Raw genomic sequence first — 14,752 nt, forward strand, 5'->3', positions numbered from 1 at the left:
CGAGGGCAAAGACCACTTCCGTGAGTTTCTCAGCGAGACGTTTCTTCGGTTGAGTCAGCGACTTAGCTTTGCTGTTGACTGGATTGAGACCTTTCTTCCCGATATTCAGGTGTTACAGTGATCACTCACGGTCAAGAACGGCAGCTATGGACACTTTCAGCGCTATCTCTGTAAGAATTGCGACCGCACGTTCAACGACAAGACCGGGACGATCTTTGCCCATTCGAAAGTCGCGCTCAGGAAGTGGCTGTTCTCGATTTACGTGTTTCTCCGATTTAACACGAGTCTTCGCCAACTTCAGCTAGAGATCGACGTCCAGTACAAAACGATCTACCAGCGCGTCGAGCGCTTCACGAAGGCGCTCGACGCGCCTTCGCTTGACCTCGTCGGTTCCGTCGAAATCGACGAAGTCTACGTTTCTGCAGGGCTGAAAGGCCGCGAGCGCGACGGACCGTCGCGCTCGCGTGGCCTGTCCACGCGTGGGCGAGGATCGTACGAGCAGGACAAACCGCCGGTGTTCACAATCGTCGATCGTAGCACCGGCGATCGATACGTGATCCCAGCGAAATCAGCCGATGGATCGACGATTCGGCTCCTTCTCGCAAACTGCGAGAAGGAGCCACTGACCGTCTACACTGACGGATTTCGTGCCTACGATCCGTTGACCGAGGACGACGCATTCGACCGCGAATACGTCGTCCACGGCGACGGCGAATACGCTAACGAAGACGTTCACGTCAACACCTGCGAGAGCCACGGATCGCTGCTGCGACCGTGGCTCTCGCCTCATCGAGGTATCTCAAAAGACAAGCTCACACAGTATCTCCGAGCGTTACAACTTCGACGAAAGCTACTGCGAAAACCGGGGAGAGAAGCGCTCAAACATGCTATCAAGAGCGATTTCTTTTTCGCTGAGGATGAGACACGGGACTCGACCGACCAGCTTCGGCTCACTCGAATCGGTACACACGCTGTGTCGTCGGGCTCAGGTACGTCGTTGTGGAACCGACTGCGGACACACCGCGGAGCGAACAGCGGGACCTACGAAGATGGCGGGAATCATCGGGGTTCGGTCTTCCGTAAGCGTGTCGGGGAGGCGATGATCGAACGAGACGGGCTTCACGACGAGTACCCGAAATGGGGCGACGGCTCCGGCGCGGACCGGGAGCGGCGACTCGCGGTTTGAGGGGAAGATCTCGAAACGAGGATCAGGACGAGTCCAGTGACTGCTCGTTCAAGCGTCGTACTCAGCGGTATATACGTGCGAAGACGAGTACCTCAGCCGATTTTACAACCGGTTAGCTCGAAAAAGAATTCGAAAACAGCCACTGTAGCAACCGCCCGGAAGCTGCTGGTTTCAATGTATCACATGCTGGACCGTGAGGAGGTGTACAATCCACCAGAGGTGAGTGCCTGAGCGCTGCCGGGGCGGCGCTCATTGGCCGGTTGGTGGTAGCGTGAGCGGCTGCTCTCGCAAACAGAAGTCTCCCACCTGCTGGCTGTTTCAGTAGCTATCGGTTCGCTGGCTGTCGATTCTACGCTCAAAAATCACAGCAAGTCCTCGTCGCCCGATGAATTATCTTGGCAAGCGTGGTTTGGCCGGTCAGCAGAATTTCCATAGGTGAATCTAGAGGCTGAGTTCGGCAAACCACCCTGGTTTGTTCCGAGCAATCACTGCTGAATCAGCCGACAGCAGACCTGCGAATCAATCACATCATTTCCTGAGCACTCATAGAGCTATTGATCTGGGGCTGTGCCGTTCTGTATGGGTCTGAAACCTGCGCTACGCGGCGTTTCGACCCTCAATCTCGTCGAACAGAGTAATAACTCGCTGCTCGATTTCATCACGTTGCTCCCGTGTCTCGGACGCTTCCAGAGACCAGGCGTGGTGTTCACCTTCCCACCCATCGGGTCGGAATTGATCGACCGAGCAGCCCATCGTCACGATGTAATCTGCATCCGCTACGTCCTCTTTGGTAATTCGGCGCGGGGAGCGGTCGCTGATGTCGATCCCTTCAGCTTGGAGTGCCTCGATAACGTCATCGTGGACACTCTCAGCAGGGTCGGTTCCCCCGGTAACGATGTCAATATTAAGCCCACGACGGTCACACTCTCTTTCGGCGAACGCTGTCGCCATCTGGCTCCGACCAGCGTTGCCAACGCAGGCGAGTGCAATTTTCGTCATCGTACTCCAGTTTTGTTGTCCAACCCTACAACCCTTTGCCCAAGTGCAGACAGTGGTGGAAATCAGGGGTACAACTGCCCACAGACGTAATTCAGTCCAAGATATGCACCCCGTATCTTGCGCGGACGAGACTAATCTCATCAGAAGTTGATAGAAACAGCGTGCAACATCCAGAGGGTAGTTGCACCATCTCATTGCGGTCGTACGTGATATGATTATCTACTTGTACAGCCTGTAATCACTGTTATGCCACTCGTCCACTGTAACGGCGCAGAGATCTATTACGAGGACCACGGAACAGGGGAACCGATTCTCTTCCTCCATGGCGCGTGGGCGGGGTGCCGGTATTTCGAGGCCCAGCTAACCGGCCTTTCCACCGAGTACCGTACCATCGCGTTCGATTTTCGAGGCCACGGTCGGTCGACGAAGACAGAAGTCGGTCATACCCTCACACAATATGCCCAAGATGTTCACGCCATTCTCGATCACCTCGCTCTCGATGATGTCGTCATCGTCGGCTGGTCGCTGGGTGCAATCGTCTCGTGGGAGTATATCGACCGGTTCGGTACCGAACGTGTGCGAGCACTCGTTGATGTGGACATGGAGCCATCACCGATGCAGCACGACGACAACGAGTACGGGTCGTACAACGTCGACGGACTCACGGAGCTTCACCGGCGTATTCAGTCGGAACCGGCAGACGTCATCGAGCGGACGATCGACCTGTTGCTGAAAGATGCGCCCTCCCAGGGGGTACAAACGATGATGTTCGACGAGATGTCTCGAACGCCCCCATCGATCAAGAGCGCGATGCTCCTCGAGTTGCTCTGTGATTACCGCGACGTCTTGCCTGCCATCGACGTCCCAACACTCGTGTGCGCTGGCGCAGACGAGAAGTGGCGGAGCGTCTCGGCGGTCGAGCACGCGGCGGAACTTATCCCTGACGCCAGAGTCGAACTCTTCGAGGAGAGCGGACATTGTCTGACTGTCGAGGAACCAGAGCGGTTCAATGATGTGGTAAGCGACTTCGTCGAATCTCTTTGATGCAGACGCGCTATGTATCTTACAGAGACTCAACGAGCTATCCAGCTGTTGTGAGAAAAGGCGTGCCCGATACAGAGGATGGATGCAGCAAAATGACTTTCTTCATTTCGAACAGCACACTATAAACTAATTATTCGGGACTGTAAAAATAGAGTGGTGCGACGATCAGTCCGCCGATTGTATCTGAACGTTTGGCCTGTTCGGATGCTCGAGCGACACGAGATTGTAGACTGGCGACCGCTTCGGGAACTCACGGACCATCGATCGCTCTGCAGTGGTCAGATCACCGGTCACGTTCACGTCAATTTCGAGTTCGCCGTACATGTCGTGTGCGCTGTCGACATCGTGGATTCCGAACAGCAGCCGAAGGTCGACGGGGGCGCGGACGGTCGTCGTCACCTCTTCGACGTCGATGTCCTCGCGGATCGCGTTGTAGACGACCGTTCCATTGATGCACGCGGTCAATCCCGCGAGCGCCCCTTCGATGGCCTCGTAGCGATCGGTCGGCTCGACGTACGCCATCGCCTCCTCGAGTTCAGGTGGGAGACCGAACTCGAGAACGTGTTCACGGTCTCCTCCCATCTCCTCGCCGCCGAGAGCCCAGTCCCCGATCGTCGCGGTCGTCCGGTTGGCGACCTCCTCGGTGATGCCTGTGGCCCGGAATTCGAGCATTCCGTCGTCCGGATTCGTCTCGAGCCAGTCGATAAACTCGAGGTGGCCGCCGGCATCGACACCGTGTTCGATCTCGTCTTTCCGCTGCGCTGCAACGTCCTGCATTTCGTCTGTAGTCATAGTCTTTCCCTCGTATGTGGGTAGGTCACATTCGGTATTAAGACCGTATGGCGGATCTCGGGGACAGTCCAGAGGTCAGGACGCAACTCTGAACGCCACGGACGGCCGACTGGGATGAGATCAAATGAACGGCTCTACGGACTCAGAGCGCTTCGATATACGGTGCCACGTCTTCGTCCGAGACGTCTCGTCCATGTACGTCTTTCAGGTGGGACCGTGCAGCCTCGTATATCGACTCCTCGAACTCGCTGTAGATGATCACGTCACAGTCTGCGACATCGTGACACTCGAACCGATATCGTTCCGTGACCATGCGTGCTATAGCGGCGCGAGAACCATTTAACTGCTGCCGACGCGAAGCGTTCTCGCTGGTCTCGAAACATTTGTACGCTGGTCCCGTTCACTGGCGTATGGTGGAAACAGCCGCCGTTATTTCGATCCTCGCCGGCGTCTTCACCGCCTTGTTCGCTGTCTTCCTCACGTTTTACCTGCGAAATCAGTGGCAAGAGATCCAGTCCCTCCGGGCGATGCAGACGGAACTCGAGCAGAACACCGAGCGGATACGGGACCTCTCCGAACTCCTCAGCGACGACTTACAGCGCCAGCAGGTCGACCTGCCCGTCGAGGTTCCGCCCGGAACGAAAATCGAGATTCGATACGTCGTCTCCTTTCCCAGTTCCCTCTCGACGACCGCGTTCGAGCAGTTGAAACACTCCGGAATGTTCCTCCGACTGTCACCCGAGGTACGGGGATCGCTGTTCGAGTTGTACGACACCATCGATCGAATCAACCGGCTGCGACAGCACAGAGAGCGGATCCACTTCGACGACGTTGGAAACGTACACATCGTCATCGACCCCTCCGAACTCGACGTCGAGCCGGGGACGTCCATCTCTGAGGACGATCTCTCGCTGGAAACCAGACAGCGGCTGGCGGACCTCCGAGAGATGCGGCGAGCCATGAAAGGAGTCAACAGATCGATCCTGCGACTCATCGCATCGATTTCCTCCCCGAAGATGGTTGCAAACCTTGAGCTGGAGCCGTTCCTCGAGACGGGGCACGGCCCCGATCCACAGCGAGAATCGCGACTCGAGTCGGTACGGTCCGGCGAGGTCGATCTCGAGGAGATGCGAGCGACCTTGATCGACATCGAGAAGAAATCGATCTGGTCCCGGTTCATGTAGATCCGTAGTGCGTCCAACTCGCACTTTTCGTTGGGCGGGCAACGAGAGAGTGAGAGCTGGCGGGCAGATTCGGCACTCGTCGCATTCCCAACTGTAGATGAAACGGTAGTCCTCGTAAATCGGTGGCCTCAGTGCTCATAGGTCATGGTTCCGGTGTCGTCAACAAGGCGTTTCGCAGGGAGAGGAATAGTAACATGACCCAGGATTCCAATAATAGGATGTTCTATGCGAGAGTATTACCGTCCCCGCAAATCCATCCGAATCCTGTACGACATTCGCGCCCTGTATTCCGCACGACGCTACGAGCCCTGCTCAAACTTGATAGAACGCTCGCTGATTAATAAGCACATCTACGTACCGGTTGGTTCACCGAATCGTGGATGAAACAAGCCCTTGTGAATAGTTCTATGACGCTTCCCCGCGAGCCCAATTCAGACGGCGTTCGCCCGGTTGTGAATGGTCTCGACCAGTTGCGGGACGAACTCTTCGGCCAGCGGCGAGAGCTCGTAGACGCGGCTCTGGTTCTCGCGGAACTTGCCGACGAGACCCGCCTCTTCCAGCGTGTTCAGATGGTGGTACAGATCGTTCTGTTTCCGATCGAGTTGGTCGGCCAGCTCACCGCTTTGCATCTGGTTCTCCTCCGCGAGGAGATAGAGGATGATGAACCGGGTCGGTTCCCCGATCGCCTTGATTCGCTCTACCTCGCGGTCGAAATCCAGCGTACCGTTCAGCAATTCCGCTTCGACGCGTTCTCTCGCGGTAGAGCGGTCGGCGTTCTCTATTTCCCGTTCAGTCATATCTGTCCGTACGGGTCCGCCCATCATATACTTAATCAATCTTAAGGCATCCATCTTATATGTCCTGATGTGTGTCGTCTACAACATCAAGCGTGCGGTGAAACAGTGAATTCCGCCGCCCTACGTCGCTTCAACACAGCCTCTCGACCTATTAAGGCATTAATTTTTGACTATACCTAAATAGCTCTTGTGTGTTCTTATTGGAACAATAATATCTTATTATCCCGCACGTATATTGATTTATGGCATATAGAGACACCAAAGCCACTATCCTCTTGCTTGTAGGGATTGGATTGCTTTTAAATCCGGTCTATTTTTCGCCCCATTCACTTGATGGGACAGGGACCGAAATTACGTACGAAGTGGCTCCAGTTGAAAACGAAACTATCGCAGGATCAGTTGTTAGATTTTCAGACCGAACACTTCGGTGCGGAAATGAGCGTTCATGTGTTCTTGAAGAAAAGATTATGGAAGAGGGTGAAATGGAACATAATAGAACAATTAAAACAGGATCCGAAGACCAACTGGGTTTTTACAGCAATAGTTGGGAGAAATATTCGGTTATTAGTTTCGAGGGGGATTTTTATTTGCCAAGCGAAGAAAGCACAAATCAGGGGACAGTATTAACTCATGAACAAGTAACAACAGCAGAAGCTCTTAATCATATTTCAGTTTCAAGTAATCAAACTTCAGTAGAAGTTAAAGAGGCTGTTGACACCGGATCGGTTACTCTTATCGATAAGAGAATTCCCGAATTTGAGAGACAAGTTCCAATTGAACACGAGGGGGAAGTGTACTACGTAAGTCGGATTTCTCACAGAGGTAGCCCTCATCAACATATTATTCCTATCCGACTTGCCCTTTTTCTACTAGGTTTCTGTACGATTATAATCTCGTGGCAATGGCGAGGACAATAATGTATGTCCTGCCAAATAAAGACCTACAACTATACCAACTCTGTTGATATTATCGAATTGGTATATGGCGAGAAGAGGAGGGAACTCTGTTGGAAGCAAGCCAAAGATAGTTTTGTGCTGCGCTTCCTCGCTTCGCTCGACCGCTCGGCAAAACGTCGATGAAAAGCCATCGTCACCCTCTCGGTCCGGTCGGATCGGCGCTTCTCCTCGACGAAACCGGACAGATCGCGAACGCACGGAGAACGCTGTCCTGCGGTCAGTAGCGGGAAGTGATCCACGTGGGCCTCGAGCGCGAGTCCGATCGATCGAGGTATCGAAACCACGCCGGGGGTATCGGTGATCGTCCGATCGATTAGGTGATGACGATGGTCGACTCGGTCGCACAGCATCTCCCCGAAGGGGCCACGCGGTAGCGGGGAACGGACGTCACGAGTCGATCCTGGCGGCCTCGAGTTTCTCCTCGTCGACCGTCACGCCGAGCCCCGGCGCGGACGGAACCGGGAGGGTGCCGTCCTCGAACTCGAACGGATCCTCGATGACGTGATCTTCCAGGGCGTAGTACGTCGTGTCGGAGGGGAGGTCGATCGCGGGCGTCGACGAGATGGCGTGTAACATCGCCGCAGTCTTCACGCCGAGGTCGAATCCGCAGTGGTGAGCGAGCGAAATGTCCGCTTCCTCGGCGACGCTCGCGATCTTCTTCAGCGGCAGGATACCGCCGATGGGGATCATGTCGACGACGCCGACGTCGACCGCGTCCTCGCGGACCAGTTCGTAGAAGTTTCGCGGATGATAGAGGTCCTCGTTCACGGCGATCGGCGTCCGGAGGCGCTGTCGGAGCCGTTTGTACGATCCGACGTTGTCGGTGCGAATCGGCTGCTCGAGGTACTGGATCGCGATCCCGGCGTCCTCGAGTCTGGCGGCGATGCGCGTCGTCTCGGAGACGGACCAGCTCTGGTTCGCGTCGGCGCGGAGTTCGACTTCGCCGTCGACGGCGTCGTGCATCGCGACGAGCCGTTCGACGTCAGACTCCATGGTTCGTTCGGGCGCGAACTCGTCCGGAGCCGTGTCGGCGTCGTAGCCGCCGACTTTCGTCTTGACGACGTCGAACCCGGCGTCGCGGACCTCGCGCATTCGCTCGACCGACGCTTCGACCGTGTCGATGGCGTAACAGTACGAAAACGCCACTCTATCGGTCTGTTTGCCGCCGAGCAGCCGGTGGAGCGGGCAGCCGGTGTACTTTCCGAACGCGTCCCACATCGCCATCTCGACGCCGCTGAGAAAGACGCTCGAGTCGATGTAGTGAGAGCCGTAGTACTCGTGCAACGTCTCGAAGTTCCAGACTGGCTCGCCGACGACGAGGTCGGCGACGACCGTTTCGAGTATCGACTTCGTGATCGACGGGGAATAGACGACGGCGGTTTCGCCCCAGCCCGTGATTCCCTCGCTGGTGGACAGTTTGACGAGGACGCGCTCTGCCGACTCCAGGTACTCCAGGCGACCCATGACGTAGGGCGCGAGTCCGTGGTCTTCCTCGAGCGGTTTCAGTCCGATCTCGACGGGAATCGCTTCGACGTCGGTGACTTCCATCACGTGTCACGTGAGCACACGACGATATACGTGTTAACATTCCCTCGGATTCTTACAATTCTGTTCGATCACTCGATCCGAGGTTGGCGGTCGTTCGAAATCGTCTCACGGCCTCGATCGCAGGGCCGAACGGATGTGGAGATCTCGCTCGAGCAGACTGCCGATCGGAATACGATTCCTCCGCGTGAACGCGGAGGAGGAGGTCAATCAACGCTGCCAGTCGGGACGCGTCCGAGCGACGAACTCGCCGTAACCGGGGTCGCCGACGACGCGTCCGTCTCGGACGACGAACTCGCCGCGGACCATCGTATGGACGACCGTTCCGCGAACCGATCGCCCCTCGTAAATCGAGTAGTCCGCCTCGGAAGCGTTGTCCTCGGCCGAGATCGCGTACTGGGCGGCCGGATCGAAGACGACGAGGTCCGCGTCCGTTCCGGGCTCGAGCGTTCCTTTCTCCTCGAGTCCGAACAGCCGCGCGGGTCGCGCGGCCATCGCGCGGACGACGGACGACGGGGAGTGTCCTCGCCTGTGAACGGCCTCGTCGAAGAAAACGGGCAGAGAGTGCTGTAACCCGTTTACGCCGTAGGGGCTGTCCCACCAGTCGTCGGCCTCCTTTTCGTCGCGGCGGTAGGCGACGTGGTCGGTGGAGACGACGTCAAGATCGTCGCGAGAGAGGGACTCGAACAGCGCGTCGACGTCGGCGGACGACCTGAGCGGCGGTGCCATCTGTGCGAGCGTCCCGATCTCGGCGTAGCGACTTCGATCGAGCGTCACGTAGTGCGTACAGGTTTCGCCACGCACCAGCTCCTCGCCGAACTCGCGACGGTAGCGTTCGATCACCGCCGCCGCCTTCTCGCTGCTCGTGTGGAGACCGTAGTATTTACAGCCGGCCTCGACGGCCAGACAAAGCGCGTCGTCGGCGGCCATCGCTTCGGCGTAGTCGGGTCGTGACGCGGGGTACTCCGTCGGATCGCCACGGTCGGCCTCCTCGAGGACCGCCGCTCGCTGCGCGCAGACCGACTCGTCTTCCGTGTGGACGATCGCGACGGCGTCCAGCTCCGACAGCCGATCGAAAACGCTCCCCATGAACCCGTTCGACACCCCCCAGTCGTACGTGGTGAACAGCTTGAACGAGGTGACGCCGTCGTCGACGATCGCCGGCAACTCGGCAAAGAGGTCCGGGTCCTCCCGCGTTATCGTGCCGTGAAGTCCGTAATCGATCAGCGATTCGTCCGCGGTGCGTTTCTGGTAGGCGATTCCGTCGCGGAGCGTCCCGCGTCGGCCGTCGGCACCGTCGCGCGTCGCGCCCTGCCACGCGAAGTCGATAACCGTCGTCACGCCGCCAAGCGCCGCCGCCTCGCTGCCCGCCTCGTACGTTTCGCGCGGTCCGTCGAACAGCGGATTCGGACCGTCGAAGTGTACGTGCGGATCGACGATACCTGGCATCACGAGGCGGCCGCCCGCATCCACCGTCTCGGCCGCCGCTGGCAAATGCGACTCGTCGCCGACGGCGACGATCGTCCCGTCGGCGATCGCGACGCCGCCGTCGACGGTGCCGCTGCTCGAGACGAGGGTTCCGTTCGTTACCACGGTATCGACGGACATACCGGGAGAGGGTCGGCCAGCCATATCAAACGGATGGATGACTCATCCTCCGTTCGTAACGACGAGATTGTGACTGGCAAGACGGCGGAATTGTGACTGGTAAGACGACTTGTGACTGACAAGACGGGGGATCGCGTCGAGAAACGACCGACGCGAGCGACCCACGCAGTAGACCGGGACGTCGGTCGACCGTCCGCCGAGCGGTCGCCGCCCATCTCGAGGTCACGAAACCGGGTACCGACCGGACTCGATTCGTCGCGGCGCTGGCTCGAGCGGCCACACAAGCCTTTGGGGTTGGCGTCCGAGCTACGGGTATGTATCTCCCGCACCGGACCTGGCCCGACCTCTCTGCGTACGTCGAGGAGGAATCGCTGGCCGTCGTTCCGCTGGGGTCGACCGAACAGCACGGACCCCATCTCCCGGAGGGAACCGATTACATGATCGCCGAGGCGCTCGCGCGTGAGGCGACCGGACGAACCGGCCACCTCTGTACGCCGCCGGTGCCGATCGGCGTGAGTTCGCACCACCGACACTTCCACGGGACGATGTGGGTCGAGCCGCCGGTCTTTCGCGACTACGTCGAGAGCCTCTCGCGGAACCTCACCCGCCACGGCATCGACCGAATCGTCTACGTCAACGCCCACGGCGGCAACGTCGTCCACCTCCGGGAGGTCGGACGGCGGCTCCACGAGGACGGGACCGCCTTCGCCGTCGAGTGGATGTGGGACGAGTCGATCCCGGAGCTGATCGAGGAGGTCTTCGAGACGCCCGGTCCCCACGGCGGGCCCAAAGAGACCGCGATGATCATGCACCTCGCGAGCGACCTCGTCCGGGAGAACCGCCTCGAGGACGCCCGCGACGGGGGCGCGGTCTTCGATTACGACGCGGAACGGGTCCACGGCGCGACGGTCTTCTACGATACGATCGAGAACAGTCCGAACGGCGTCTTCGGCGACCAGACCGACGCGACCCCGGAGATCGGCGAACGGCTCTTCGAGGCCGCGGTCGACCAGCTGGTCGCGTTGCTCGAGTGGGTGGACGAACCGCCGTTCGAAGATCTCGTCACCACGACGCGACCGACTCCCTGAGACGGTGACCCGGCCGGTTCGGCGACGTATCGGGTAAACCGACGTACTGTCAAGCGAGAGTGACGTGGGACTTATGCGTTCGAGCGTCCTGGTTCTTCCAATGAGCGAACGGGTCCCGGCGGGAGAGGTCGAACTCTGGGCCGGTGACGACCGGACGGCCCTCGAGTGCTACCGCGCGCTCGCCAGCATCGTCGACGGCGGGATCGTCCAGCTGGACGTCGACGACCGGATCGTCGCGATCGACGATTCGTTGCTCGACTCGACCGGATACGATCGAGACGCGATACTCGACGAGCACGTTTCCCGGCTCCTCTCACCGTCGGATGCGGATCGATTCGAGCGGTCCGTTCGGTCGGCCGGTCACGCCGACGGAACGAACGATCGGCGGCTGACGCTATCCGTTCGAACCGCCGACGGATCGACGGTTCCCCACGAGGTTCGCCTCCACCCGGTTCACCTCGACGGGGAGGTCCGCGGCACCGTCGCCGTCGCGAGCGAGGTCGACCGCGTCGACGGTCGAACCGAAACGCACCGACCGACGGACGCGCTCGGACCGATAACCGGCGTCCTCGAGGAGGCCGACGTCGGCGTCTTCGTCCTCGACGACGAGTTTCGCGTCGAGTGGACGAACGACGCCGCCGAGCGCTACTTCGGACTCGATCGAGACGAGGTCCTCGGCCGGGACAAACGTCGGGTGATCGACGAAACGGTTCGAGAGCGACTCGCGGATCCGGAGGCGTTCGAGGAGACGGTGTGTGCGACTTACGACGACAACAGCTACGTCGAGTGCTTCGAGTGTCGCGTGACGCCCGGAGACGACCGCGAGGAGCGCTGGCTCGAACATCGGAGCAAACCGATCGAGTCGGGCCCGTACGCCGGCGGACGGGTCGAACTCTACTACGACGTGAGCGAACAGCGTCGTCGGGCGCGACAGCTTCGACGGCTGAACGAAGCGGTAACCGAGTGGTTGGCGGGCGATTCTCGCCGGGAGATCGCGACGACGGCGACGACCCACATTCGCGAGATCTTGGGACTCGAGATAAACGGCATCTACCTCTTCGATTCGGACGCGAAGACGCTCAGGGCCGTCTCCCTGTCGGAGCCGGCGACGAGGCTCTTCGACGACGCACCCGCGTTCGAAGAGGGCGAGGGAATCGCGTGGAACGTCTACGACTCGGGCGAGCCGGAGATCTACGCCGACGTCACGACCGCTCCCGACGTGTTCAACCCCGAGACGCCGATTCGCAGCGAGATCTGTCTGCCGATCGGTGACCACGGTGTCGTACTCGTCGGGTCGCGAGAGCGCGGCGCGTTCGACGAGGGTGATCTGTCGCTGGCGAAGATCGCCGCCTCGAGTCTCGCGGTAACGTTCGATCGAATCCGCCACGAGGAGACGATCGAGCGCGAACGCGCCCAGACCGAACAGCTCTTTCGGACGGCACCGGTCGCGATCACGGTCGAAGACGCCGACGGACGGACCGTTCGAGCGAACGATCGCGCTCGCGAGCTCCTCGCGGACGCGGCGTTCGAATCGTCGCTTTCCCCCTCGGAACGCGTCCGCAGAACCGGAACGGCGGTGTTCGACGAGGAGCTCGTCCTCGAGGACGCGACGGGCGGACGAAGCTGGGTTTCGATGAACTCCGCCCCGGTGTTCGACGCCGACGGGTCGATCGAACGCGTGATAACGGTCGGCGAAGACGTAACCGCGCTCAAAGAACACGAGCGGCGACTCGAGCGCCGAAAGGCCGAACTTCAGACCGAGCTGGGCGAAATCTTCGGGCGCGTCTCGGACGCGTTCTACGCGGTCGACGACGACTGGAACGTCACGCACGTCAACGAGCGGGCCGCCGAGATCGTCGGCCGGAGCGAAGCGGACGTTCTCGGGCGAAACCTCTGGGACGTCCATCCCGGCGCAGAAACCGGGCCGTTTCGCGACGCGTTCGAACGAGCGATGGACGAACAAGTCCACGTCAGCTTCGAGACGTACGTAGCGTCGCTCGACGCCTGGCTCGAGTTCGACGCCTACCCGTCCGATACCGGACTCTCGGTGTACTTCCGGGACAGGACGGAGCGGAAAACGCGCGAGCGAGAGCTGCTGACCTACGAGACGATCGTCGAGACGGTCGAAGACGGGATCTACGTCATCGACGAGAACGACCGTTTCACGAGCGTGAACGAGGCGTACACCGAGCTGACGGGCTACGCTCGCGACGAGATCGTCGACGAACACGCCTCGCTGGTCGTCGACGAGGAGGTGGTACAACTCGCCCGGGAACTCGCGGTCGACGACGCCGTCGGCCCGACGATCGAGACCGAACTCGAGACGAGGGGCGGCGATCGGGTTCCGATCGAAGCGACGGTGACGGCGGTGAGAGCGGGCGAGGGCGACGACGAGTTCGAGCGTATCGGCGTCGTCAGGGACGTCACCGAGCGAAAAGAGCGCCAGCGACGGCTCGAAGAGAGCGAAGAGCGCTACCGAACGCTCGCGGAGAACTTTCCGAACGGCCTCGTCGCACTGTTCGACGACGAGCTCCGATATACGGCCGCCGGCGGCCAGCTCGCCGGCGAACTCGAGATCGATCGGCGAGAAGCGATCGGTCAGACGATCCACGAGCGGTATCCGGACGACCTCGCCGGTGAGATCGAGCCACACTTCCGTGCGGCGCTCGCGGGCGAAGAGCGGGCGTTCGAGGTGACCGACCACGGCCGACACTTCAGCGCACACACCCTCCCGGTCCGAACCGACGGGGACGACCCCGTCGGCATGCTCGTTCTCCAGGACGTCACCGAGCGCAGGGAGTACGAACGTAGACTCGAGGAGTCGAACGAACGCCTCGAGCAGTTCGCCTACGCCGCCTCGCACGACCTCCAGGAGCCGTTGCGAATGATCTCGAGCTACCTCCAGTTGCTCGAGCGGCGATACGGCGACCGCCTCGACGACGACGGCCGCGAGTTCCTCGGATTCGCGGTCGACGGCGCGGAACGAATGCGCTCGATGATCGACGGTCTGCTCGCGTACTCGCGCGTCGAAACGCAGGGACAGCCGCTCGAGGCGACGGATCTCGAGGCCGTCCTCGAAAGCGTTCTGGAGGATCTCCAGGTCAGCATCGACGAACACGAGGCCGAGGTCGCGGTCGACTCGCTCCCGCGCGTCGAAGGCGACGCCAGCCAGCTGCGACAGGTGTTTCAAAATCTGATCGGGAACGCGATCGAGTACAGCGGCGACGAGCCGCCACGAGTCAGCGTCGACGCCGCGAAGAACGGCGATCGAGAGTGGGTGATCTCGGTGCGCGACGAGGGGATCGGCATCGATCCCGACGACATCGAGCGCGTCTTCGACGTGTTCCAGCGATTGCACACCCACGACGAACACCCGGGGACCGGCATCGGGCTGGCGCTGTGTGAGCGAATCGTCGAACGCCACGGCGGCGAGATCTGGATCGACGCCGAACCCGGCGAGGGGACGACCGTCTCGTTCACGCTGCAATCGGCGGATCGACGCAGAACGTGACGCGAACCGCACCGCTCGAGCGACGTAGGGAAGCCGCGAAGC

General features: G+C 60.1%; 11 protein-coding genes and 3 pseudogenes. 8 read left to right on the forward strand and 6 right to left on the reverse strand.

Features of this window, described 5'->3' with window-relative positions; translation table 11 throughout:
• Positions 1 to 127 precede the first annotated feature (127 nt).
• The 3 pseudogenes from EA472_RS16285 to EA472_RS16290 form a co-directional block, all read left to right on the forward strand.
• Positions 128 to 898: pseudogene (locus tag EA472_RS16285) on the forward strand (IS1595 family transposase); the annotation flags it as partial.
• A pseudogene (locus EA472_RS23545) lies at positions 890 to 1,177 on the forward strand (hypothetical protein); the annotation flags it as partial. The pseudogenes EA472_RS16285 and EA472_RS23545, both read left to right, overlap by 9 nt.
• A pseudogene (locus EA472_RS16290) lies at positions 1,152 to 1,417 on the forward strand (transposase); the annotation flags it as partial. The pseudogenes EA472_RS23545 and EA472_RS16290, both read left to right, overlap by 26 nt.
• 366 nt (positions 1,418 to 1,783) lie before the next feature.
• On the opposite strand, the gene EA472_RS16295 reads toward EA472_RS16290, so the two are convergent.
• Positions 1,784 to 2,185 (reverse strand): arsenate-mycothiol transferase ArsC, encoded by a 402-nt coding sequence (locus EA472_RS16295; protein ID WP_124192578.1) that lies wholly within the window; start codon positions 2,183 to 2,185, stop codon positions 1,784 to 1,786.
• A 246-nt stretch (positions 2,186 to 2,431) separates the two neighbouring features.
• On the opposite strand from EA472_RS16295, the gene EA472_RS16300 reads away from it, so the two are divergent.
• Positions 2,432 to 3,229, forward strand: coding sequence for an alpha/beta fold hydrolase (locus EA472_RS16300; RefSeq protein WP_124192579.1), 798 nt, complete (start codon positions 2,432 to 2,434; stop codon positions 3,227 to 3,229).
• A gap of 165 nt (positions 3,230 to 3,394) precedes the next feature.
• On the opposite strand, the gene EA472_RS16305 is transcribed toward EA472_RS16300, so the two are convergent.
• Together EA472_RS16305 and EA472_RS16310 are read right to left on the reverse strand one after the other, a co-directional pair.
• On the reverse strand, positions 3,395 to 4,021 hold the full coding sequence (locus tag EA472_RS16305) for an OsmC family protein (protein ID WP_124192580.1): 627 nt from the start codon (positions 4,019 to 4,021) through the stop codon (positions 3,395 to 3,397).
• Positions 4,022 to 4,163: 142 nt separating this feature from the next.
• Positions 4,164 to 4,334 carry a DUF1059 domain-containing protein gene (locus EA472_RS16310; RefSeq protein ID WP_124192581.1) on the reverse strand — a complete coding sequence of 57 codons (171 nt, stop codon included), beginning with the start codon at positions 4,332 to 4,334 and terminating at the stop codon, positions 4,164 to 4,166.
• Between the two features lie 97 nt (positions 4,335 to 4,431).
• Here EA472_RS16310 and EA472_RS16315 point away from each other — a divergent pair, with 97 nt between their 5' ends.
• Positions 4,432 to 5,205: a hypothetical protein gene (locus EA472_RS16315; protein WP_124192582.1), complete on the forward strand. Its 774-nt coding sequence runs from the start codon at positions 4,432 to 4,434 to the stop codon at positions 5,203 to 5,205.
• 431 nt (positions 5,206 to 5,636) lie between these two features.
• Here the strand turns inward: EA472_RS16315 and EA472_RS16320 are convergent, their stop codons facing one another.
• Positions 5,637 to 6,002, reverse strand: a complete 366-nt coding sequence (locus tag EA472_RS16320; RefSeq protein WP_124192583.1) for an ArsR/SmtB family transcription factor — start codon at positions 6,000 to 6,002, stop codon at positions 5,637 to 5,639.
• A gap of 242 nt (positions 6,003 to 6,244) precedes the next feature.
• Between EA472_RS16320 and EA472_RS16325 the strand changes: the two genes are divergently transcribed.
• Positions 6,245 to 6,919 (forward strand): hypothetical protein, encoded by a 675-nt coding sequence (locus EA472_RS16325; RefSeq protein WP_124192584.1) that lies wholly within the window; start codon positions 6,245 to 6,247, stop codon positions 6,917 to 6,919.
• Positions 6,920 to 7,345: 426 nt separating this feature from the next.
• On the opposite strand, the gene EA472_RS16330 is transcribed toward EA472_RS16325, so the two are convergent.
• Positions 7,346 to 8,506: a mandelate racemase/muconate lactonizing enzyme family protein gene (locus tag EA472_RS16330; RefSeq protein WP_124192585.1), complete on the reverse strand. Its 1,161-nt coding sequence runs from the start codon at positions 8,504 to 8,506 to the stop codon at positions 7,346 to 7,348.
• A gap of 207 nt (positions 8,507 to 8,713) precedes the next feature.
• The gene (locus EA472_RS16335) at positions 8,714 to 10,111 is read right to left on the reverse strand and encodes a dihydroorotase (RefSeq protein WP_124192586.1); all 1,398 of its coding nucleotides are present in this window, start codon (positions 10,109 to 10,111) and stop codon (positions 8,714 to 8,716) included.
• A 314-nt stretch (positions 10,112 to 10,425) separates the two neighbouring features.
• Here EA472_RS16335 and EA472_RS16340 point away from each other — a divergent pair, with 314 nt between their 5' ends.
• On the forward strand, positions 10,426 to 11,199 hold the full coding sequence (locus tag EA472_RS16340; RefSeq protein ID WP_124192587.1) for a creatininase family protein: 774 nt from the start codon (positions 10,426 to 10,428) through the stop codon (positions 11,197 to 11,199).
• Between the two features lie 100 nt (positions 11,200 to 11,299).
• Positions 11,300 to 14,710 carry a PAS domain S-box protein gene (locus EA472_RS16345; protein WP_124192588.1) on the forward strand — a complete coding sequence of 1,137 codons (3,411 nt, stop codon included), beginning with the start codon at positions 11,300 to 11,302 and terminating at the stop codon, positions 14,708 to 14,710.
• Positions 14,711 to 14,752 lie beyond the last annotated feature (42 nt).

Source organism: Natrarchaeobius oligotrophus (assembly GCF_003841465.1).
Classification (GTDB): Archaea; Halobacteriota; Halobacteria; order Halobacteriales; family Natrialbaceae; genus Natrarchaeobius; species Natrarchaeobius oligotrophus.

Coding starts and splice junctions, on each gene's coding strand:
- EA472_RS16295 (WP_124192578.1), bottom strand. CDS start 2,185: ATGACGAAAATTGCACTCGCCTGCGTTGGCAACGCTGGTCGGAGCCAG.
- EA472_RS16300 (WP_124192579.1), top strand. CDS start 2,432: ATGCCACTCGTCCACTGTAACGGCGCAGAGATCTATTACGAGGACCAC.
- EA472_RS16305 (WP_124192580.1), bottom strand. CDS start 4,021: ATGACTACAGACGAAATGCAGGACGTTGCAGCGCAGCGGAAAGACGAG.
- EA472_RS16310 (WP_124192581.1), bottom strand. CDS start 4,334: ATGGTCACGGAACGATATCGGTTCGAGTGTCACGATGTCGCAGACTGT.
- EA472_RS16315 (WP_124192582.1), top strand. CDS start 4,432: ATGGTGGAAACAGCCGCCGTTATTTCGATCCTCGCCGGCGTCTTCACC.
- EA472_RS16320 (WP_124192583.1), bottom strand. CDS start 6,002: ATGACTGAACGGGAAATAGAGAACGCCGACCGCTCTACCGCGAGAGAA.
- EA472_RS16325 (WP_124192584.1), top strand. CDS start 6,245: ATGGCATATAGAGACACCAAAGCCACTATCCTCTTGCTTGTAGGGATT.
- EA472_RS16330 (WP_124192585.1), bottom strand. CDS start 8,506: ATGGAAGTCACCGACGTCGAAGCGATTCCCGTCGAGATCGGACTGAAA.
- EA472_RS16335 (WP_124192586.1), bottom strand. CDS start 10,111: ATGTCCGTCGATACCGTGGTAACGAACGGAACCCTCGTCTCGAGCAGC.
- EA472_RS16340 (WP_124192587.1), top strand. CDS start 10,426: ATGTATCTCCCGCACCGGACCTGGCCCGACCTCTCTGCGTACGTCGAG.
- EA472_RS16345 (WP_124192588.1), top strand. CDS start 11,300: ATGAGCGAACGGGTCCCGGCGGGAGAGGTCGAACTCTGGGCCGGTGAC.